Origin of the sequence: Paraburkholderia ferrariae NBRC 106233 (genome assembly GCF_000685035.1) — a bacterium.
GTDB lineage: Bacteria > Pseudomonadota > Gammaproteobacteria > Burkholderiales > Burkholderiaceae > Paraburkholderia > Paraburkholderia ferrariae.
This window is the reverse complement of record NZ_BAYB01000011.1, coordinates 78434-98026: the sequence shown is the minus strand read 5'-3', so window position 1 is coordinate 98026 and position 19593 is coordinate 78434. Positions and strand designations below refer to the sequence as shown.

The window sequence follows — 19593 nt, the reverse complement described above, 5'->3', positions numbered from 1 at the left end:
GCGTTACAGCACGTCGCCCACGCGGACGATCTTGAGCGTGTTGGTGCCGCCCGGCTGGCCCATCGGCTCGCCCACGGTCAGCACGACCATGTCGCCGTGCGCCGCGTAGCCCTTGCTCACCACCACTTCGATCGCCTGCTGGAGCGCCGTGTCGCGGTCGCTGCTCGTATCCAGATGCAGCGGCGTGACATTGCGGTAGAGCGACATCGCCCGCTCGCTGCCCTGACGCGGCGTGAGCGCGAAAATCGGCACGTGGGTCCAGTGACGCGACATCCACAGCGCGGTGGAGCCGGACTCCGTCAAGGCGACGATCGCCTTGGCGCCCAGGTGATACGCCGTGAAGAGCGCGCCCATGGCGATCGACTGGTCGATGCGCGTGAAAGTGCGGTCGAGGAAGTCCTTGTCGAGCTCGCTTTGCTCCGACTTCTCGGCTTCCAGGCAGATCGCAGCCATCGCCTCGATGGTCTGCACCGGGTACTTGCCCGCCGCCGATTCGGCCGAGAGCATCACGGCGTCGGTGCCGTCGAGCACGGCGTTGGCGACGTCCGAGACTTCCGCGCGCGTCGGCACGGGCGCGTGGATCATCGACTCCATCATCTGCGTGGCCGTGATGACGAACTTGTTCGACTCGCGCGCCATGCGGATCATGCGCTTTTGCAGCGCCGGCACCGCGGCGTTGCCCACTTCCACGGCCAGATCGCCGCGGGCGACCATGATGCCGTCCGACGAATCGAGGATTTCCTGCAGCGCGGGAATCGCCTCGGCCCGCTCGATCTTCGCGATCATCTTGGGCTTGATGCCGTACGGCGCGCCCGCGATATTCGCGAGCTGGCGCGCCATTTCCATGTCGGTGGCGTTCTTCGGGAACGACACGGCCACGAAGTCCACGCCGAGCGACATCGCCGTGCGGATGTCCTCCATGTCCTTCGCCGTGAGCGCGGGCGCCGTGAGGCCACCGCCCTGGCGGTTGATGCCCTTGTTGTTCGACAGGTCGCCGCCCACCCGCACGGTCGTATGGATCTCGCTGCCGATCACCCGCGCGACGTCGAGCACGATCAGGCCGTCGTTGAGCAGCAGCACGTCGCCCGGCTTCAGGTCGCGCGGCAGGTCTTTGTAATCGAGGCCCACGCGCTCGTCGTTGCCGAGTTCGCATTCGGCGTCGAGGATGAAGGACTGGCCCGGCTCGAGCGTGGTCTTGCCGCTCTCGAACTTGCCCACGCGAATCTTCGGGCCTTGCAGGTCGGCCATGATCGCGACTTCGCGACCGGCCCTGCGGGCGCATTCCCGTACGGTTTCGGCGCGCTGGCGGTGATCGTCCGCCGTGCCGTGCGAGAAGTTAAGGCGCACCACGTCCAGTCCCGCTTGAATCATTTTCTGCAGGACGTCCGGCGTGCTGGATGCCGGACCGATGGTGGCGACAATCTTGGTGGCGCGATGCATGAATCTCCTCGTCTGGAAAGGATCGCTGGAAGAAGCGTTGCTGCGAGACGGGCTGGACGGCGCATCCGCACGTGCGGTATGGCCGGAACGCGCGCCGGTGAGTCCCGGCGTCGCTTTGTGTGACGGCGCCGCGGGTGCGCTCGCCGTCGGGGCGGCAGGCGCGGGGCTCGCCGGCGCGCCATCGCGCGCCGTGCCCCCGGCCACCGCCTGGGATTCTGCGTCCGCCAGCGCCGCCACCGGCGCTTCGGACGGTGCCGTGCCGGCGAGGGCCGGCACGGCGGGTGTTTCATGCGCGGCGTTCAGTTCGGGCGCATCCTGCGCGCCCGCCACCGCCACCGCGGACAAGGGCGCCTTGCGCCCCGCTGCGGACACCGCGCGCGCTGCACCGCGCGCACGGGCCGTTTTTGCGGCTGCCTTTGCCGCCGGGGCGCGCGGCGCCACTTAACCAGCCGCCCGCGTTTCGAGCACTTCCACGGCCGGCAGCGTCTTGCCCTCGAGGAATTCGAGGAAGGCGCCGCCGCCCGTCGAGATATAGCTGACCTTGTCCTGGATGCCGTACTTCGCGATGGCCGCGAGCGTGTCGCCGCCGCCGGCGATCGAGAACGCGCCGGAGCTGGCGATCGCATCCGCGAGCGTCTTCGTGCCGTTGCCGAACTGGTCGAACTCGAACACGCCCACCGGGCCGTTCCACACGATCGTGCCGGCCTGCCCCAGTTGCGAGGCGAGGACCTTCGCGGTCTGCGGGCCGATGTCGAGGATCAGGTCGTCGTCGGCGACGTCCGCCACGGCCTTGATTTCGGCCTTGGCGGTCGGCGAGAACGCCTTTGCGGTCACGACATCGCTCGGAATGGGCACCGAGGCGCCGCGTGCGCGGGCCGCTTCGATGATCGCCTTCGCTTCGTCCACGAGGTCGGCTTCGGCAAGCGACTTGCCGATCTTCAGGCCCGCCGCGAGCATGAACGTATTGGCAATGCCGCCGCCGACGATCAGCTGGTCCACCTTCTCGGCGAGCGACTTGAGGATCGTGAGCTTGGTCGAGACCTTCGAGCCCGCGACGATCGCCACGAGCGGGCGCTTCGGCGCGCCGAGCGCCTTGCCGAGCGCGTCGAGTTCGGCCGCGAGGAGCGGGCCCGCGCAGGCGACGCTCGCATACTTCGCGATGCCGTAGGTGGTGGCTTCGGCGCGGTGAGCCGTGCCGAATGCGTCGTTCACGTAGATGTCGCAGAGCTTCGCCATCTTCTGGGCGAGCTCGTCGGAGTTCTTCTTTTCGCCCTTGTTGACGCGGCAGTTCTCGAGCAGGACGACGTCGCCCGGCGCGACGTTCACGCCGTTCTCGACCCAGTTCGCGACGAGCGGCACGTCGCGGCCCAGCAGTTCCGAAAGACGCTTCGCGACGGGCGCGAGCGAATCTTCAGGCTTGAACTCGCCTTCGGTCGGGCGGCCGAGGTGCGACGTGACCATGACGGCGGCGCCCGCTTCGAGCGCAGCGCGGATGGCCGGCACGGAAGCGCGCACGCGGGTGTCTTCGGTGATGTTGCCGTGATCGTCCTGCGGCACGTTCAGGTCGGCGCGGATGAACACCCGCTTGCCCTTGAGTTTGCCTTCGGAGATCAGATCGGAGAGACGCAGAACCTTGTTCATGGACTTGACTGTGCGTGATGGTGGGAAGGCGGGGGCAATGCGATGCGAAGCTGCACTGCAGGGCTCGGCGGCACGGCGCGGGATCCGGTCTGGCATTGTCTCGGGTCGCTGCTCGTCACCCGAGAAACTCCGGCATCGAATTGCGAGATTGGTATTTTAGCCGATAGCCAGGTCGATCAGAGACGTGCCCGGGCGAATGTCCCGTATTTGGGCGGCTGCTGCAGGGTTGCGCGATTTTTTTCACGTTTTTGTCGCATTTTTTTGCAGGAAGCGAAGCAATGCGCGCGCCTTTCTTGCATTTCTCTTTCAAAGAATACCGGCTGAAGCCCGAAAAACGTCCGCGCAATCGGTTGGCGCGGAGATTGTGCAACGCAGCAACCGGCGCCCGCGAACCTCCGTGCCGGCACCAAATGACGCTAAAATGTGCGCTTTGCTGACGGCGTGCGCGAGCGGACTCCCTTCGCGCCCCGGCCACGGCTTAACAACACGAGCATTACGAGAATTGTCCTCATGAGCGAAATCAAGGAAATGCCGCTGGTCGAACTCTCGGCCAAGGATCTGCCCGCGTATTGCCCGAATCCGTCGATGCCGCGCTGGAGCAACCACCCGCGCGTCTTTATCGACGTGGCGCACGGCGAAGCGCGCTGCCCTTACTGCAGCACGCGCTACAAACTGCGCGAGGGCGAGGTCGTGCGCGGCCACTGAGCCGGTGCGGCGCCGGTTTTCTTTTGCGCTTTTTCCTGCTTCGTTCCCGCTTCGTTCCCGCGTGCCGCCGGCGGATTCCGCTGCGCCGGCTTCGCGTGGCGCGAAAGCCCCGCTTGCGCCCGCCCCTTGCCAGTGCCTTTATTTCGCTTCGCTCCGCCCGCCTGCCTCGCACCGCGGGCGGTCATCGCCAACGCGCCCTGGCGGCGCGTTGCTCCGCTAACCGCGTTCCCGCGCCCGAGGCGCGCGGAACGTTTGCCACTTCCGGACTCTGACACCCGATGCGCCGCGCGCTGGTAATCGCACCGAACTGGATCGGTGACGCACTGATGGCGCAGCCGCTTCTTTCGCGGCTCGTGAAACTGCATCCGCGCATCGCGATCGATGCGCTTGCGCCCACATGGGTTGCGCCCGTGCTCGAGCGCATGCCCGAGATTCGCGACGTCTATGCCACCGACCTCGCCCACGGCAAGCTGCAACTGCTGCGCCGCTGGCAACTCGCCGGCGATTTGCGCGAAGTACGCTACGACGCCGCCTACGTGCTGCCGAACTCGCTCAAGTCCGCGCTGATCCCCTGGCTTGCGAACATTCCGCTGCGCATCGGCTACACGGGCGAGAATCGCTACGGCCTGCTGAACGTGCGGCACGCGAATCCGCCCAAAGGCGAACGGCCGCCGATGGTCCGGCATTACGCCGCGCTCGCCTGGGCGCCCGGCGCGACCGTGCCCGACGATCTGCCGATGCCGCGCCTCGAATCGGACCCCAACGAGGCCTCGCGCGTTTCCGCGCGCTTCAATCTCGATACGCGCGTGCCACTCCTCGTGTTCTGCCCGGGCGCCGAGTACGGCCCCGCCAAGCGCTGGCCGCCCGAGCACTTCGCGGCGCTCGCGCAGATGGTGGGGCAGTCGTTCCCGTACACGCAGATCGTCGCGCTCGGCTCGCCGAAGGACGCGCCGCTCGCGCAGGCCATTGCCGAGCGTGCCTCGAACGTGCGCAACCTGTGCGGGCAGACCGCGCTCGGCGAAGCCTGCGCGCTGATCTCGCGCGCGAACGCCGTGGTGACCAACGATTCGGGTCTCATGCACGTGGCCGCCGCGCTGCGCCGCCCGCTCGTCGCGCTGTACGGTTCGACGGATCCGCGCCACACCCCGCCCTTGTCGGAACTCGCAAAGGTACAATGGCTGCATCTCGATTGCAGCCCGTGCTTCCAGCGCGAATGCCCGCTCGGGCATCTGAACTGCCTGCGCGAATTGAGTCCGGAGCAGGTATTCGGCGATCTGCGCGGCATGCTGCTCGGCCAGCGCTAGCGGAAGGAACCTCGAAGGGGCGTCGCCAGCCCCGATTCGCCAACCCGCGCCCCGGCGCACCAGATCAACGAGCCATGCCACGTTTTGCCCACATCTTCGAAGCCGCCGCGGATACCCTCAACGCGTATTACCAGGCCGTCGCCGAAGTCAATATCGATAACGTGATGGGGCTGTGGATCGACGAGGAATTCGTGAGCTGCATCTGCGCGGACGGCTCGCATCTGCACGGTCTGTCGAGCATTCGCGCCGGGCTCTCGGCGCAGCTCGAAGCGGCGCCGGTTTCGATCGAGCCGCTCGACATCCGCGTGTACGACAGCCTCGGCACCGTGGTCTATGCGATCGTGGAGGCGCACCGTCCGGTCGATCCGCACGCCATCCCCGCCATGGTCTTCACGACCTACGTGATGGTTCACGAGCGCGGCGAATGGCGCATCGCCCATATTCACGCGAGCCGCATGCCCGACGAGGCCGCGACCCAGTTTTCCGCCAAGCTGCGCCACGGCCAGGGCGCGCTGCACTGATACCCCCGAAGGCGCCGTCATGAGCACGACCGGGGACCCATCCGCCGACACGCGAGCGACGACAGCAAGCATCGACATCCGCGCAGCCACGGCGGCCGGCGCCTATCGCGCGCCCCTCTGGCTGCCTGGCGCGCACGCGCAGACCATCGTCCCCGCCCTCTTCTCGCGCCCGCCCCTGCCGCTCTACCGGCGCGAACGCTGGGACACGCCCGACGGCGACTTCATCGAACTCGACTGGGCCGAACCCGCGCCGGACCAGCCGCGCCCCGCCCCCGACGCGCCGCTCTTCGTGCTCTTTCACGGCCTGGAAGGCGGCTCGGGCTCGCATTACGCGCGCACGATGGCGGGCGCCGCCGTGGCGCTCGGCTGGCACGCGGTCGTCCCGCACTTTCGCAGCTGCAGCGGCCCGCTCAACCTGCTGCCGCGCTTCTATCACCTCGCCGACGCCAACGAAGTGAACTGGGTGCTGCGCCGCTTCGCCGCGCGCCATCGCGGCCCGCTCGTTGCGGCGGGCGTCTCGCTCGGCGGCAATGTCCTGCTGCACTGGCTCGCGCAGCAGCGTGAAGATGCCGCCATCGTCTCGGCCGCGGTGGCGATTTCGGCGCCGCTCGACGTTCATGCGGGCGGCAGGATGCTCTCGCATGGCTTCGGCATGGTCTATACGCGCAGCTTCCTCAAGACGCTCAAGGTGAAGGCGCTGCAGAAGCTCGAACAGTATCCGGGCCTCTTCGATGTGCAAGCCATGCTGGCGAGCCGCACGATGGGCGAGTTCGACAACGTCGTCACCGCACCCCTGCACGGTTTTCGCGACGCGCACGACTACTGGACCCAGGCGACGATCCGGCCGCGCCTCGGCGAAATCGCCGTGCCGACGCTCGTGCTCAACGCGCGCAACGACCCCTTCCTGCCCGGCCACGCGCTGCCCGGCCGCCACGAAGTGAGCGCGGCCGTCGAACTGGAGCAGCCCGAAGAAGGCGGCCACGTGGGCTTCATGACGGGCCCCTTTCCCGGCCGCTTCGGCTGGCTCGCGCAGCACGTGACCCGTTGGCTTTCGAGCTTCGTTTCTCATGGATGACATCGTCAAGCAGGCGCTCGCGCGCTGGCCCAACGTCCCCCATTGCACCGGCTGGCTGCGGCTCGACGCGCGCGGCCAGTGGCGCCTGCGCGACGAGGCCGACCAGGCCGCCGGCGGCCCCGGCACGGCAATCCGGCACGAGGCGCTGATCGGCTTCATCAACCGCAACTACGAGTGTGATGCGAGCGGCCAGTGGTACTTCCAGAACGGGCCGCAGCGGGTGTACGTCGAGCTGGAGTACACGCCGTTCGTGGTGCGGCTTGGCGCCGATGCGAACGGCACGCTCGCGCTGACGGACCAGACCGGGCAGCCGTTTGCGCCGGCTCGCGTGTGGGTGGACGAAGCCGGATCGGTGCTGTTCGCCGACGACACTGCAGAGCCCGCGCGCGTGGCTCTGCTCCATGACCACGACCTCGATCTCTTCACCGATCACGCCACGCTGGCCGAAGACGGCAGCAGCGGCACGTTCGCGTGGCGTGCCGACGCGACGCTGCCCGCAGTGCTACCCATTGCGCCGATCCTGCGCGCCGATGTGCCCGTGCGTTTCGGGTACGTGGCGAGCCCGGAAAAGCAGGCGGCGGCTTAGGGCAAGCGGAGCGGCGCCTGAAGCGGGTCCTATCAGGCGGCGGCTTTGCCTTTGGCCTCGGCCCGGGGCACGGCAGCGCGCCCGGCGCCCGCCCATCGCGCTGCTATGATGGCAACCGCAACTGAGAGCCCACCATGCCAGAACTTACTCATTTCGATGCGGCCGGCGACGCGCATATGGTCGATGTCGGCGACAAGGCCGAGACCAAACGCATTGCCGTCGCACGCGGCACGATCCGTATGCTGAGCGCCACCTTCGCGCTGATCCGCGACGGCGCGGCGAAGAAAGGCGACGTGATCGGCGTCGCGCGCATCGCCGCCATCCAGGGCGCGAAGCGCACCTCGGATCTGATCCCGCTATGCCATCCGCTCGCCATCACGCGCGTGAAGGTGGATTTCGCGCTCGACGAAACGCTGCCCGGCGTGCATTGCACGGCGCAGGTGGAAACCTTCGGCCGCACGGGCGTGGAGATGGAGGCGCTCACTGCCGTGCAGGTGGGGCTGCTCACGGTCTACGACATGTGCAAGGCCGTCGATCGCGGCATGACCATCACCGACGTGAAGGTGATGGAAAAGCACGGCGGAAAATCGGGGGATTGGGTCGCGCAAGGCTGACGCGCCGCGCGCGCCACGTCCAGTCGACAGGACAGGAATATGACGATTCACGCGCTACTCGAACAGGTGCTGGCGTTTCGCGACGAACGCGACTGGAAGCAGTTTCATACGCTGCGCAACCTGATCGTCTCCACGAGCATCGAAGCCGGCGAACTGCTCGAAACGATCCAGTGGAAAACCGACGCCGAGATCGAAGCCCTGCTCCGCGATCCCGAGCAGCTTCGCAACCTCCGGCACGAATGCGCCGATGTGTTCCTCTACCTCCTCCTGACCGCCGACGCGGCAGGATTCGACCTGCTCGACGCGGCGGCCGAGAAGCTCAAGCTCAATGCCGGGCGCTATCCGGCAGACAAGGCAAGGGGCAAGGCCACGAAGTATTCGGAGCTGTGAACCGGCGGCGATCCTGCGGTAGTCCTGTCAGGTTCGCTGCCAGCCAGCCGGCTTCGGCCACCTTCAACCAGCCTCCCCCGGCCTCACCGGCCATCAATCGTCCGAATCGTCGTCGTCCTCTTCGATCGCCTTGGCGGGCACGCCATACTGCTTCACCAGCTCGGCCTTGAAGTCCTTGAGCCGGGGCTGCTCGTCGCACAAGCCATACAGCGAAGCCTGCTGGGTCGGCCAGTCGTGCAACTCGGTCGCGAAGATCTTCAGCCGCGCGACCGTATCCAGCGCGCCTGCCGTATCGCCGTTCAGCGCCTGCAGCACCGCATAGCGCCGCAGCACGGTCTCGCCCGGCAGCAGCGCGATGGCGCGCTGGTGCGCCGCGAGCTTGGTCGCGAGATTCGCCGCATTCATCGGCATCAGCGTGGCCATGCCGTAGTCCCCCCATGCGCGGAAGAGGAACGACGGCGCCTCGCTGTACTCCTCGGCCGGATGCTCGCCGTAATAGAGCACTTCGGCGCGGTGATAGTCGCGCAAGATCGGATACAGCGACGCAATCCCCCCGAACACGACAATCGCAAAGGCGCCGAACGACAGCCCGCGCGGCACCGCGCGCAAGGGCTTCGTTTCGAGAATGCCGAACACGAACATCGCAGGCAGCAGGAAGAACATGTACTGCTGCGGATATTCGACCAGCGCATGCATGACCAGCACGCCGATCAGCATGAAACCGAACACGCGCTCGGGCGTATGCGGCACGCGCAGCGCCCGCACGAACCACGCGGCCAGACCCAGCAGGACGATCCCGCAGCCGATCACGCCGGTCTTCGCGAGCAGGTCGATGAAAATGTCGTGGGAATTGTTCGCGATCTCGACGCCGCCGAGCGCGCGCGCAAGCTCGAACTGGTGAATCGGGAAATCGCCCCAGCCCACGCCGAGGAGCGGATGCAGCTTGAACATCGCGATGCCGTAACGCCACAGGGCGATGCGCGGCGCGATCTGGCCGGCGTCCTTGAAGCGGTCGGCGGCCGACTGGTCGAGTTGCAGCTGATAGTGGACATTGGCCCAGCGCACGAATGCGTTCACGCCGATAAAAATCGCGAGCAGCACGAGCGGCAGGAGCCAGTTGCGCAGGCTGCGACCGCCGCCCGCGAGCGAGCCTTCGCGACGCACGCCCGCGAGCGCGATCCAGAGCCCTGCGACGACGATCACGCCCATCTGCAGCCACGGCCCGCGCGAAACGGTGAGTGCGAGCCCGCCCGCGTAGACGGCGGAGAGCACGGCCCACACCACGAGAGACAGCCGGCGGGTCTGCACGAGAAAGAGGCCGGCCGCCATTGCAAACGCAATATAGGTGGCGAGGTGGTTGGCTTGCGCCATGTTGCCGAACGGACGGCGATCGACCGTCACGTTGTAGGCGACGACGAGCGGCGTGACCTTCGCTTCGAGGTGAAAGAGCTGCACGACCTGGCAGAACACGGCGAACATCCCGCCCACCATCAGCGCCGCGGCGGCCCAGACCATCGCTGTCCCGGCATTGCGCGCGCGCGCAATGCCGTAGCCCGCGTGAGTCACCATCAAGGCCGCCAGCAGGTAGCCTGCGCCGAGCCAGTTGAGCGAGGGCTGCGTCACCGGCATCGCGACGGTCTGCACCACCAGCAGCAAGCCGAAGGCGAATGGCACCAGCGCGACGGCGGGCGAGGCGAATTCGATCGGGGGCCGCGCCGACAGCGTCAGCATCACGACCGACGCACCGACCAGCAGCCATAGCGTCAGGGACACGTATTCGGCATAGAACGTCGGGATGGGGTACGTGTGGCCGACAACTGCATAAGGCAGCGTCAACGCGACAGCCAGCAAGAAGAACGTAAGATAGCGCGCAAAATTGGAGGGCATGGGTAAGCGGGGGCATCAGCAACCGGCGCACTATACAAGACTTTGCCCGCCATTTGCGGCTGCGGCTGTTGCGGCGTCACCGGTTTGCGGTTTTTGTCGCCTGAGAGGCGTCGCCGCGCGGCGGCACCGCTCGCGTCGTGCGCCGCCGCCTCCCACGGCGGCGCACGTTTGCAGCCTGCGCATCGCCCGGCATCGGCGTGCGTCGGGCCGCTGCCAGCGCGGTGCCTTCACCACTCACGCTTCACCCTCACCCATCGTCACGCCCGGCACTCCGGGGGCGCGAGATTCGACGGCAGGGTCGCGGCGTCAGCCGGCGTCGGGCCCGCGCCGGGCGCACCCAGCGAGGAAGCCGTCTTGCTGCCCGCAAAGCACTCCCACGTGATCGTGCCGCTCTGCATGCTGCCTTGCGCGAGCGCGACGCGGGCGGTGGGGGACTCCGCGTTGTCGGGTACCGAGGGCACGAGTACGAGCGTATTGCTTCCGGCCGGCGCGACGCGCGTGGTGAACGCGATCGTGATCTGGCCGGTGGTGTCGTCGATCTGCACCGATTCGATATTGCGCGTGGCCGGCGGTACGGCGTAGCCGGCCGAGAACGCGTTGCCGCTCGCCGCGTTTTCCGCAACCGCGAGCCGCGCCGACGACGCGAGCGAAAGTCCCTCGCCGACGCGGCTGCGCGCGAGATAGTCCTGATAGGCGGGAATGGCATAGGCGGCAATCACGCCGACGATGGCGAGCACGATCATGAGCTCGATCAGCGTGAACCCGTGGGGGGCAAGGCGGGATGAAAAACGGCGTGCGAGCCTCGCAAGCCTGGCCGAAGCCAGCGCGGCAAGACGCGACGACGCCTGAAACAAGAACCAGCTCGAAGGGGCAGCGGGCGGGCTGGTGGCGAGAACGGATACGATCATCATCAGGGCTCCTGAAACAAGAAACGCCTGCTCACAGGCATGAGCAGGCGTTTTGATCGTATCGGCGCGCCCCGCTTCGAGGCAGTCGGCCAAATGGCGTAGGCAGCGCGGGCGCGCGCTTCGGTTTCAGGGCAACGGCGGCGCCGTAAATCCCGTCAATGCCTTCAATGCCTTCAATGCCTTCAATGCAAATTAGCGGGCTGTGCGCGCCGCGCGTTGCGGCGCTTGAGCGCGAGCCCCACCCCCACCACGAACACCGCGCCGGCCACGCACATCCCGTATTCGGCGAGCGGCGTGTCGAGCAGCGGCCAGCGGTCGCCGGCCGGATCGTTGACGATCAGCCCGCCCGCAATCCAGCCGAGCAGCGCGGCGCCCAGCGTGACGATCACAGGGTAGCGGTCCAGCAATCGCAGCACCAGCTGGCTGCCCCAAACGATGAGCGGAATGCTCACAAGAAGGCCGAAGATCACGAGCCCGAACCGGTGCGCGGGGTCCGCCGATTCGGAGGCACCCGCGATCGCCACCACGTTATCGACGCTCATGACGGCATCGGCAACGATGATCGTCTTGATCGCACCGAAGAGCTTGTCGGCAGGCTTGACGTTGGCGTGCTCGAGATGCGCGGGAGCAAGAAGACGCACGCCGATCCACAGCAGCAGCAGGCCGCCCGCGAACTTCAGCAGCGGCACGTTGAGCAGCACGACGGCGAACGCGATCAGCACGACGCGCAGCACGATGGCACCCGCCGTGCCCCACAGGATGCCCCGCATGCGCTGCTTCGCGGGCAGATCGCGGCACGCGAGCGCGATCACAACGGCGTTGTCACCGCCGAGCAGGATGTCGATGACGATGATCTGAAGAACAGCGCCCCAGTGGAGCGTCGCGAGAAACTCGAACATGTGATGATGTGGGCGGCTTGAACGTCACTGAAGGCCCCGACTGCAGCGCCAGAACCAATAAAAAAGCGAGGGGGCCATGACTGGCTCCCTCGCTTTTGTCCGGAAACCTCGTGAAAGGATTCCGCAAGCATATCAAAAAACGCCGGCTGCCCGCGCAAAGCTGCGTTCGGGCGTAGGCGATTTTCGAAAATTACAGGATCGACTTCAGCAGACGACCCATTTCCGACGGGTTGCGCGTGACCTTGATGCCGCACGCGTCCATGATTTCCAGCTTCGCGTCGGCCGTGTCCGCACCGCCCGAGATCAGCGCGCCGGCGTGGCCCATGCGCTTGCCCGGAGGCGCCGTGACGCCCGCGATGAAGCCCACCACCGGCTTCTTCATGTTGTCCTTGATCCAGTGGGAAGCGTTCGCTTCGTCCGGACCGCCGATCTCGCCGATCATGATCACGGCGTCCGTATCCGGATCGTCGTTGAACATCTTCATGACGTCGATGTGCTTCAGACCGTTGATCGGGTCGCCGCCGATGCCGACTGCCGACGACTGGCCGAGGCCAAGCGCGGTGAGCTGCGCCACGGCTTCATACGTCAGCGTGCCCGAACGCGACACGACGCCGATGCGGCCCTTCTTGTGGATGTGACCCGGCATGATGCCGATCTTCAGCTCGTCCGGCGTGATCGTGCCGGGGCAGTTCGGGCCGAGGAGCAGCGTCTTGCGGCCTTCGCGGCGCATACGGTCCTTCACTTCGATCATGTCGCGAACCGGAATGCCTTCCGTGATGCAGATCGCGAGATCGAGGTCGGCTTCCACCGCTTCCCAGATCGCGGCGGCAGCGCCTGCCGGCGGCACGTAGATGACCGAAACGGTCGCGCCGGTGGCTTCCTTCGCTTCGCGCACGTTCGCGTAGATGGGGATGCCCTCGAAGTCCTCGCCGGCCTTCTTCGGGTTCACGCCCGCGACGAATGCTTCGCGGCCGTTGGCGTACTCACGGCAGGCGCGCGTGTGGAACTGACCGGTCTTGCCGGTAATGCCCTGCGTGATGACCTTGGTGTCTTTGTTGATCAGAATCGACATGTATTGACCTCTGTTTGCCTGGCGTCGCGCGTCGCGAGGCTGCTTCGAAAGCCGCCTTCGCGCCGTCACTACGCCATTCGTATCCGGTGAAAATTACTTGCCTTCGGCAGCTGCGACAACCTTCTGCGCAGCCTCTTCCATGCTGTCTGCCGAGATGATCGGCAGGCCCGAGTCGGCCAGCATCTTCTTGCCGAGGTCCTCGTTCGTGCCCTTCATGCGCACGACGAGCGGCACCTTCAGGTCCACGGCCTTCGAAGCCGCGATCACGCCTTCCGCGATCACATCGCAGCGCATGATGCCGCCGAAGATGTTCACGAGGATCGCCTTCAGGTCCGGGTTCTTCAGCATGAGCTTGAACGCTTCGGTGACCTTCTCCGTCGTGGCGCCGCCGCCCACGTCGAGGAAGTTCGCCGGCTCGCCGCCGAACAGCTTGATGGTGTCCATCGTCGCCATCGCGAGGCCCGCGCCGTTCACGAGACAGCCGATGTTGCCGTCGAGCGAGATGTAGGCGAGGTCGAACTTCGACGCTTCGATTTCAGCCGGATCTTCTTCGTCCAGGTCGCGGTAGGCGACGATTTCCGGATGGCGGAAGAGCGCATTCGCGTCGAAGTTGAACTTCGCGTCGAGTGCGATGACCTTGCCGTCGCCCGTGACGTTCAGCGGGTTGATTTCGGCCAGCGACGCGTCGGTTTCCCAGAATGCCTTGTACAGGCCCTTCAGGATTTCGCGCGCTTGCGGAATCGAGGCAGCCGGCACGCCGATCTTCGCAGCCAGGTCGTCGGCCTGGGCGTCGAGCAGACCCGTCGCCGGATCGACGATGACCTTGTGGATCAGTTCCGGGTGCTTTTCGGCGACTTCTTCGATGTCCATGCCGCCTTCGCTCGAACCCATCAGAACGATCTTCTGCGACACGCGATCGACGACGAGGCTGACATACAGTTCCTGCTTGATGTCAGCGCCTTCTTCGATCAGCAGACGGTTGACCTTCTGGCCTTCCGGACCGGTCTGGTGCGTAACGAGCTGCATGCCGAGGATCTGGTTCGCGTATTCGCGGACCTGCTCCAGCGTCTTCGCAACCTTCACGCCGCCGCCCTTGCCTCGGCCGCCAGCGTGAATCTGCGCCTTGACGACCCACACCGGGCCGCCCAGCTCTTCAGCGGCCTTGACCGCGTCATCCACCGAAAACACCGGCTTGCCGCGCGGCACCGCGACTCCGAATTTCCGCAGGATTTCCTTACCCTGGTACTCGTGAATCTTCATGCGTGATTCCCTTCAGTCTGAGAGTTGGAGTGAACTTCGATTCCGCTGTTGTTATTCATGCGGGGCGGCTACGGTCCTGCCCTCTTGGCCCGGACCCTCGTCGCCGCGCACGCCGGCAGTTTCGGCGCCGCGTTCGACCGAACGCGGCACGTGGCCATACCAGCGCGGATAAAACTGCTTCACCGCCTCGCCGTCGAACCGCAGCGCATGGCAGCGGCCCAGCTGGAAAGGCGGTGTTTCGCCGGCGGCAGCGCCGTCGGCAGTCTTGCCAATTTCCGGTCCCGTGTCTTCGCCCGGCGCACCGTTGCCGCCCTTCCAGACCGCGCCGACGAATGCCTGCACCGCGGCGGTGGGCAGCACGCCCAGCATTTCCGTGAGGTGCGTGCAGCCTGCCGTGCCGGCAAGGCGGCGGCCGGCTTCGCGGCGAAAGTTCTGGAGGAGATTGAGCCCGATAAGGGCGCGATAGGCGGGATTGGCGTTCTGGCACTGACCGTCGTAGGGAACCCAGTCGGACGACGCTTCGGCGTCGACGACGTTGAGCTTGCGATCGATCGTGATGCGGAGCCAGAGTTCATGGATCGGTAGACCCTTGGGCCGGACACCGGCCGCGAGCGGCACGTCGCGTGGCTTGTGATCTGTCAGACACGCGTCGATGTCCCACAGGCCGTCTTCGCGCTCATAGGCGACCGCCCGGATTGCGCGCTGGTGGCGCAGTTGGCGGGGCACGGGCGGAGAAAGCGGCATGCTAAGGCTAAGACCGGATGGGAAAACCTCTTGATTTTAGCATACCGGGTATTTGAGACTGGACCGAACCCGGCAGAACACGTAGCAGGCTCAGGGACTTACGCGCGCCTTGCAGGCTCAACTTTCGGACCAGTCGTCCTCGATCCCCTTCAGGATCTTGCCGATGATCCCCATCGAAAAGCCGCGGGCGGCAAGAAAGCGCGCCTGACGCGCGCGTTCGGCGGGCGTTTCGGGCAACTGGCCATACTTCTTCTGCCAGACGGCGCGCGCCCGGGCGAGTTCGGTCTCGCGCAGCTGCGCGTTCACCTCTTTAATGAGCGTGTCGCCTACGGCATGGCGCTTGAGTTCGCCGACGATGCGGGTGGCGCCGAGGCGCGCGGCGCGGCGGTGAACGATGCTTTCGGCAAAACGGGCGTCGGAGAGCCAGCCCTCGCGGACGAGCGCATCGAGCAGCGCTTCGAGCGCGTCGGCGTCGTCCGTGAACGGCATGAGCTTGCGCGAGAGTTCGGCGCGGCTGTACTCGCGACGCGACAGATAGCCAAGTGCGCGGCCCTTGAGCGAAGGGCCGGGACGCTGGGATGAGGGGGAAGCGCTGCCGGAACGCGCCGAAGGCGAGCGTGCCTTGCGGGATTCGGAGCTGCGCTCGAAGCGAGGTTCGGCACTGCGCTCGCCGAGGTCCGCCGACTCGAAGGCGCCGAACGACGATTCGAATTCGTCGAAGGATGAATCGAAGGGCGAATCAGGCGGCGCGCCCGCCTGCTCGAAGGGCTCGAGCGGACCACCAGGCGCGCGGGGATCGCGCGGGCGGCCCGCTTCGGGTGGCGCCAGAGAGTCTGGAGGCGCCGATGCGGACCTGCCCTTGCGGATCACAAGCGGATTACTCCTCTTCGCCCGCGACTTCGACTGCGCCGGAATCGTTGGCGTTTGCCGGCATCGCGTTCACGCCGAGCGATTCGCGGATGCGGTTTTCGATCTCGCGGGCGATATCGGCGTTCTCGCGCAGGAATTCGCGCGCGTTGTCCTTGCCCTGGCCGATGCGCTCGCCGTTATAGCTGTACCATGCGCCCGCCTTGTCGACGATCTTGGCCTGCACGCCCAGGTCGATGATTTCGCCCTGGCGCGAGATGCCTTCGCCATAGAGGATGTCGAACACGGCTTCGCGGAACGGCGGCGAGACCTTGTTCTTGACGACCTTCACGCGCGTTTCGCTGCCGATCACTTCGTCGTTCTTCTTGATCGAGCCGATACGGCGAATGTCCAGACGCACCGACGCGTAGAACTTGAGCGCGTTGCCGCCCGTGGTGGTTTCCGGGTTGCCGAACATCACGCCGATCTTCATGCGGATCTGGTTGATGAAGATGACCATGCAGTTGGTCTTCTTGATCGTGCCCGTGAGCTTGCGCAGCGCCTGCGACATCAGGCGCGCCTGCAGGCCCGGCAGCGAGTCGCCCATTTCGCCTTCGATTTCGGCCTTCGGCACGAGCGCCGCAACCGAGTCGATCACGATCATGTCGATCGAGCCCGAGCGCACCAGCGCGTCGGTAATTTCGAGCGCCTGCTCGCCCGTGTCCGGCTGCGAGATGAGCAGTTCGGGCACGTTCACGCCAAGCTTGGACGCGTACTGCACGTCGAGCGCATGTTCCGCGTCGATGAACGCCGCCGTGCCGCCGAGTTTCTGCAATTCCGCGATCACCTGCAGCGTGAGCGTGGTCTTGCCCGACGACTCCGGACCGTAGATCTCGACCACCCGGCCGCGCGGCAGGCCACCCACGCCGAGCGCGATGTCGAGGCCGAGCGAGCCCGTGGAGACCACCTGGATGTCCTCGACCACTTCGCCGTCGCCGAGCCGCATGATCGACCCTTTGCCGAACTGCTTTTCGATCTGCGCGAGCGCGGCGGCCAGCGCCTTGCTCTTTTCAGCAGTCAGCCCAGCCGAGCCTTTCTTGCTATCTTCCATGAATCGTCCTTTGCTATGATGAACGGCGTCTCGTGACGATGCGCGGGCTTCATTTTGAGCTTGTGCGCACGAACGCAGACACTGTATAAAAAAACAGTGGTTTTAGCAAGCCCTGCGCTCGCCAAAACCGCGAAATTTCGGGAGACCGCCACGCGCCATGCAAGCCCGGCGCGGGCCTGGAGACAGCGCTGTGGCGCTGGCGCATCATGCGAATCCTCATTGCCGAAGACGACAGCATACTCGCGGACGGTCTCATCCGATCACTCCGCCAATCGGGCTATGCCGTCGATCACGTGAAGAGCGGCGTGGATGCCGACACCGCGCTGTCCGTGCAGACTTTCGACCTGCTGATCCTCGACCTGGGCCTGCCGAAAATGCCGGGCCTCGAGGTGCTGCGACGCCTGCGCGCGCGCAATTCCACCCTCCCGGTGCTGATCCTGACCGCCGCCGACAGCGTGGACGAACGCGTGAAGGGCCTCGACCTCGGCGCCGACGACTACATGGCCAAGCCCTTCGCGCTCAACGAACTCGAAGCGCGCGTGCGCGCGCTCACGCGGCGCGGCGCGGGCGGCGGCCCGACCGTCGTGCGCCACGGCGCGCTCGCGTTCGACCAGGTGGGGCGCGTGGCGCGCATCAACGACCAGGTGCTCGACCTGTCGGCGCGCGAACTCGGCCTGCTCGAAGTGCTGCTGCAGCGGCTCGGGCGGCTCGTTTCGAAGGAGCAGCTCGTCGATCACCTGTGCGAATGGGGCGAGGAAGTGAGCCTCAACGCTATCGAGGTATATGTGCACCGGCTGCGCAAGAAGCTCGAAGCCGGCGGCGTGCGCATCGTGACCGTGCGCGGGCTGGGCTACTGCCTCGAAAAGGAACAGGGTGCGGCCGCTTCGAACGGCGCGCCGCCGAACGGCACCGCAATGGCGCCGCCCGCCATGCCGACCAGCCACTACTACAAGTAAGCGGGCGAGACGATGGCCGAGCCCGCCCCCGCCGCGCGCTCCGCGCCGCCGCCCGGCGCCGCGACCCTCGACACGCTCGACGACAGCGCGCGCGACGCCCGCTACGCGAACCCCTTCGCCCCGCCCGACGAAACCGAAGCCGTCGCCCAGGCGCGCCCGCGCTCGCTCTTCGGCGAGATTCTCGACTGGATGCTCGCGCCGCTCCTGCTGCTCTGGCCGATGAGCATTGCGGTGACCTATCTGGTGGCCAAGTCGATCGCGAACGGCCCGTTCGACCACGCGCTCGAAACCGACGCCTACGTGCTCGCCCGCCAGATCCATCCCGTGAACGGCGTGGCCGAGCTGTCGCTGCCCGCCCCCACGCGCGAACTCCTGAGCGCGGACAACGTCGATAGCGTGTTCTACCAGGTGCTGGGCGGGCGCGGCGAACTCGTGGCCGGCGACCGCGAAATGCCGCTGCCGCACGAAGACGACCGGCCGCCGCCCGGCCTCGTCGAGTTCCGCGACGACATGCTGCACGGCATCGACATCCGCGTGGCCTATACGACGGTGGACCTGCCGCAGGCGAGCGGGGGCCAACCCGTGCTCGTGCAGGTGGCCGAAACGCTCGACAAGCGCCGCCAGCTCGCCAACGACATCATCAAGGGCGTGATCCTGCCGCAGTTCGTGATCCTGCCGCTCGCGATCCTGCTGGTGTGGTTCGGGCTCTCGCGCGGGCTCGCGCCGCTGCACGCGCTGCAGTCGAACATCCGCATGCGGCGGCCCGACGACCTCTCGCCGCTGGAGGCGCGCCGCGCGCCGCCCGAGATCGAGCCGCTCGTCACCTCGTTCAACGACCTCCTCACACGCCTCGAACAGAACATGGAGCTGCAAAAGCGCTTCATCGCCGACGCCGCCCATCAGATGAAAACGCCGCTCGCGGGCCTGCGCACCCAAGCCGAACTGGCGCTGCGCCAGGACGCGCCGCCCGAGGTGCACCGCTCGCTCGAACAGATCGCAACCAGCTCCGAACACGCGGCGCGGCTCGTCACGCAACTGCTCGCGCTCGCGCGCGCGGAGAACCGCATGTCGGGGCAGATTTTCACGCCCGTGGACGTGGCCGAAGTCGCGCGGCTCGCCGTGCGCGACTGGGTGCAGCCCGCGCTCGCGAAGCAGATGGACCTGGGCTACGAAGGACCGCGCGTGCCGGGCAGCGATGAGGAGGACAGCGCGGCGGTCGAAGTGGAAGGCAATCCGGTGATGCTGCGCGAGATGCTTTCGAACCTCATCGACAACGCCATCCGCTACACGCCGCAAGGCGGGCGCATCACCGTGCGGGTGCGGCCGGAGCCGGCGGCGCACGTGGTCCACCTGGAGGTGGAGGATACCGGCCTCGGCATCCCGGCGGCGGAGCGCGAGCGCGTGATCGAACGCTTCTACCGCATCCTCGGCCGCGAGGGCGACGGCAGCGGACTGGGCCTCGCCATCGTCCGCGAGATCACGACGATGCACGGCGGCACGCTCGCCATCGAAGACAACGTCTACCAACAGTCGCCGCGGCTCGCGGGAACGCTTGTGCGCGTGACGCTGAGGCTGCGGGAGCGAGCCTGAGACGTCGGTTTTATCCCGAAATAGCGGATGGGACTTACCCTTAC

20 protein-coding genes are annotated in these 19593 nt (G+C 66.6%); 10 read left to right on the top strand and 10 right to left on the bottom strand.

Features of this window, described 5'->3' with window-relative positions:
- Nucleotides 1–3: 3 nt before the first annotated feature.
- Nucleotides 4–1440: a pyruvate kinase gene (gene pyk, locus BFE01S_RS12715; RefSeq protein WP_028225830.1), complete on the bottom strand. Its 1437-nt coding sequence runs from the start codon at nucleotides 1438–1440 to the stop codon at nucleotides 4–6.
- Between pyk and BFE01S_RS44230 the strand changes: the two genes are divergently transcribed.
- A complete protein-coding gene (locus BFE01S_RS44230; protein WP_156966993.1) occupies nucleotides 1439–1885 on the top strand; it encodes a hypothetical protein in 447 nt (148 codons plus the stop codon). The two genes, pyk and BFE01S_RS44230, sit on opposite strands and share 2 nt — an antisense overlap.
- Here the strand turns inward: BFE01S_RS44230 and BFE01S_RS12710 are convergent.
- Nucleotides 1882–3081: a phosphoglycerate kinase gene (locus tag BFE01S_RS12710; RefSeq protein ID WP_028225829.1), complete on the bottom strand. Its 1200-nt coding sequence runs from the start codon at nucleotides 3079–3081 to the stop codon at nucleotides 1882–1884. The two genes, BFE01S_RS44230 and BFE01S_RS12710, sit on opposite strands and share 4 nt — an antisense overlap.
- A 510-nt stretch (nucleotides 3082–3591) precedes the next feature.
- Between BFE01S_RS12710 and BFE01S_RS12705 the strand changes: the two genes are divergently transcribed.
- From BFE01S_RS12705 to BFE01S_RS12675, 7 genes are all read left to right on the top strand, one after another.
- Nucleotides 3592–3786 carry a zinc-finger domain-containing protein gene (locus BFE01S_RS12705; protein WP_028225828.1) on the top strand — a complete coding sequence of 65 codons (195 nt, stop codon included), beginning with the start codon at nucleotides 3592–3594 and terminating at the stop codon, nucleotides 3784–3786.
- Nucleotides 3787–4064: 278 nt separating this feature from the next.
- Nucleotides 4065–5090 carry a lipopolysaccharide heptosyltransferase II gene (gene waaF / locus BFE01S_RS12700; RefSeq protein ID WP_028225827.1) on the top strand — a complete coding sequence of 342 codons (1026 nt, stop codon included), beginning with the start codon at nucleotides 4065–4067 and terminating at the stop codon, nucleotides 5088–5090.
- A 74-nt stretch (nucleotides 5091–5164) separates the two neighbouring features.
- Nucleotides 5165–5611 carry a nuclear transport factor 2 family protein gene (locus BFE01S_RS12695; RefSeq protein ID WP_028225826.1) on the top strand — a complete coding sequence of 149 codons (447 nt, stop codon included), beginning with the start codon at nucleotides 5165–5167 and terminating at the stop codon, nucleotides 5609–5611.
- Between the two features lie 19 nt (nucleotides 5612–5630).
- Nucleotides 5631–6686, top strand: coding sequence for a YheT family hydrolase (locus BFE01S_RS12690; RefSeq protein ID WP_028225825.1), 1056 nt, complete (start codon nucleotides 5631–5633; stop codon nucleotides 6684–6686).
- A complete protein-coding gene (locus tag BFE01S_RS12685) occupies nucleotides 6679–7272 on the top strand; it encodes a DUF2946 family protein (RefSeq protein ID WP_028225824.1) in 594 nt (197 codons plus the stop codon). The genes BFE01S_RS12690 and BFE01S_RS12685 overlap by 8 nt, the downstream gene beginning before the upstream one ends.
- Before the next feature lie 134 nt (nucleotides 7273–7406).
- Entirely contained in the window at nucleotides 7407–7886 is a 480-nt protein-coding gene (moaC, locus tag BFE01S_RS12680; protein WP_028225823.1) for a cyclic pyranopterin monophosphate synthase MoaC, read from the top strand.
- Nucleotides 7887–7925: 39 nt separating this feature from the next.
- A complete protein-coding gene (locus BFE01S_RS12675) occupies nucleotides 7926–8276 on the top strand; it encodes a nucleotide pyrophosphohydrolase (protein ID WP_028225822.1) in 351 nt (116 codons plus the stop codon).
- Between the two features lie 93 nt (nucleotides 8277–8369).
- Here BFE01S_RS12675 and BFE01S_RS12670 read toward each other — a convergent pair whose 3' ends face one another.
- From BFE01S_RS12670 to recA, 8 genes are all read right to left on the bottom strand, one after another.
- Nucleotides 8370–10163 carry a PglL family O-oligosaccharyltransferase gene (locus BFE01S_RS12670; RefSeq protein WP_028225821.1) on the bottom strand — a complete coding sequence of 598 codons (1794 nt, stop codon included), beginning with the start codon at nucleotides 10161–10163 and terminating at the stop codon, nucleotides 8370–8372.
- A 257-nt stretch (nucleotides 10164–10420) separates the two neighbouring features.
- The gene (locus tag BFE01S_RS12665) at nucleotides 10421–11074 is read right to left on the bottom strand and encodes a pilin (protein WP_281177399.1); all 654 of its coding nucleotides are present in this window, start codon (nucleotides 11072–11074) and stop codon (nucleotides 10421–10423) included.
- A gap of 179 nt (nucleotides 11075–11253) precedes the next feature.
- Nucleotides 11254–11970, bottom strand: a complete 717-nt coding sequence (locus BFE01S_RS12660) for a TerC family protein (protein WP_028225819.1) — start codon at nucleotides 11968–11970, stop codon at nucleotides 11254–11256.
- Nucleotides 11971–12160: 190 nt separating this feature from the next.
- Nucleotides 12161–13042, bottom strand: coding sequence for a succinate--CoA ligase subunit alpha (gene sucD / locus BFE01S_RS12655; RefSeq protein ID WP_028225818.1), 882 nt, complete (start codon nucleotides 13040–13042; stop codon nucleotides 12161–12163).
- Nucleotides 13043–13135: 93 nt separating this feature from the next.
- Entirely contained in the window at nucleotides 13136–14302 is a 1167-nt protein-coding gene (sucC, locus tag BFE01S_RS12650; protein WP_028225817.1) for an ADP-forming succinate--CoA ligase subunit beta, read from the bottom strand.
- A gap of 51 nt (nucleotides 14303–14353) precedes the next feature.
- Nucleotides 14354–15046, bottom strand: a complete 693-nt coding sequence (locus tag BFE01S_RS38450; protein ID WP_084169777.1) for a DUF2889 domain-containing protein — start codon at nucleotides 15044–15046, stop codon at nucleotides 14354–14356.
- A 117-nt stretch (nucleotides 15047–15163) separates the two neighbouring features.
- Nucleotides 15164–15916, bottom strand: a complete 753-nt coding sequence (gene recX / locus BFE01S_RS12640; RefSeq protein WP_028225816.1) for a recombination regulator RecX — start codon at nucleotides 15914–15916, stop codon at nucleotides 15164–15166.
- A gap of 7 nt (nucleotides 15917–15923) precedes the next feature.
- Complete coding sequence (gene recA / locus BFE01S_RS12635) at nucleotides 15924–17003, bottom strand: recombinase RecA (protein WP_028225815.1); 1080 nt, start codon at nucleotides 17001–17003, stop codon at nucleotides 15924–15926.
- A gap of 206 nt (nucleotides 17004–17209) precedes the next feature.
- Between recA and BFE01S_RS12630 the strand changes: the two genes are divergently transcribed.
- Nucleotides 17210–17959, top strand: a complete 750-nt coding sequence (locus tag BFE01S_RS12630; RefSeq protein ID WP_028225814.1) for a response regulator transcription factor — start codon at nucleotides 17210–17212, stop codon at nucleotides 17957–17959.
- Nucleotides 17960–17971: 12 nt separating this feature from the next.
- On the top strand, nucleotides 17972–19549 hold the full coding sequence (locus BFE01S_RS12625; protein ID WP_028225813.1) for a sensor histidine kinase: 1578 nt from the start codon (nucleotides 17972–17974) through the stop codon (nucleotides 19547–19549).
- The last annotated feature ends 44 nt before the right edge of the window (nucleotides 19550–19593 follow it).

Bases quoted from the DNA above. Each gene is read 5' to 3' on its own strand.
- BFE01S_RS44230 (WP_156966993.1), top strand. From the start codon at position 1,439: ATGAATCTCCTCGTCTGGAAAGGATCGCTGGAAGAAGCGTTGCTGCGA.
- pyk (WP_028225830.1), bottom strand. From the start codon at position 1,440: ATGCATCGCGCCACCAAGATTGTCGCCACCATCGGTCCGGCATCCAGC.
- BFE01S_RS12710 (WP_028225829.1), bottom strand. From the start codon at position 3,081: ATGAACAAGGTTCTGCGTCTCTCCGATCTGATCTCCGAAGGCAAACTC.
- BFE01S_RS12705 (WP_028225828.1), top strand. From the start codon at position 3,592: ATGAGCGAAATCAAGGAAATGCCGCTGGTCGAACTCTCGGCCAAGGAT.
- waaF (WP_028225827.1), top strand. From the start codon at position 4,065: ATGCGCCGCGCGCTGGTAATCGCACCGAACTGGATCGGTGACGCACTG.
- BFE01S_RS12695 (WP_028225826.1), top strand. From the start codon at position 5,165: ATGCCACGTTTTGCCCACATCTTCGAAGCCGCCGCGGATACCCTCAAC.
- BFE01S_RS12690 (WP_028225825.1), top strand. From the start codon at position 5,631: ATGAGCACGACCGGGGACCCATCCGCCGACACGCGAGCGACGACAGCA.
- BFE01S_RS12685 (WP_028225824.1), top strand. From the start codon at position 6,679: ATGGATGACATCGTCAAGCAGGCGCTCGCGCGCTGGCCCAACGTCCCC.
- moaC (WP_028225823.1), top strand. From the start codon at position 7,407: ATGCCAGAACTTACTCATTTCGATGCGGCCGGCGACGCGCATATGGTC.
- BFE01S_RS12675 (WP_028225822.1), top strand. From the start codon at position 7,926: ATGACGATTCACGCGCTACTCGAACAGGTGCTGGCGTTTCGCGACGAA.
- BFE01S_RS12670 (WP_028225821.1), bottom strand. From the start codon at position 10,163: ATGCCCTCCAATTTTGCGCGCTATCTTACGTTCTTCTTGCTGGCTGTC.
- BFE01S_RS12665 (WP_281177399.1), bottom strand. From the start codon at position 11,074: ATGATGATCGTATCCGTTCTCGCCACCAGCCCGCCCGCTGCCCCTTCG.
- BFE01S_RS12660 (WP_028225819.1), bottom strand. From the start codon at position 11,970: ATGTTCGAGTTTCTCGCGACGCTCCACTGGGGCGCTGTTCTTCAGATC.
- sucD (WP_028225818.1), bottom strand. From the start codon at position 13,042: ATGTCGATTCTGATCAACAAAGACACCAAGGTCATCACGCAGGGCATT.
- sucC (WP_028225817.1), bottom strand. From the start codon at position 14,302: ATGAAGATTCACGAGTACCAGGGTAAGGAAATCCTGCGGAAATTCGGA.
- BFE01S_RS38450 (WP_084169777.1), bottom strand. From the start codon at position 15,046: ATGCCGCTTTCTCCGCCCGTGCCCCGCCAACTGCGCCACCAGCGCGCA.
- recA (WP_028225815.1), bottom strand. From the start codon at position 17,003: ATGGAAGATAGCAAGAAAGGCTCGGCTGGGCTGACTGCTGAAAAGAGC.
- BFE01S_RS12630 (WP_028225814.1), top strand. From the start codon at position 17,210: ATGCGAATCCTCATTGCCGAAGACGACAGCATACTCGCGGACGGTCTC.
- BFE01S_RS12625 (WP_028225813.1), top strand. From the start codon at position 17,972: ATGGCCGAGCCCGCCCCCGCCGCGCGCTCCGCGCCGCCGCCCGGCGCC.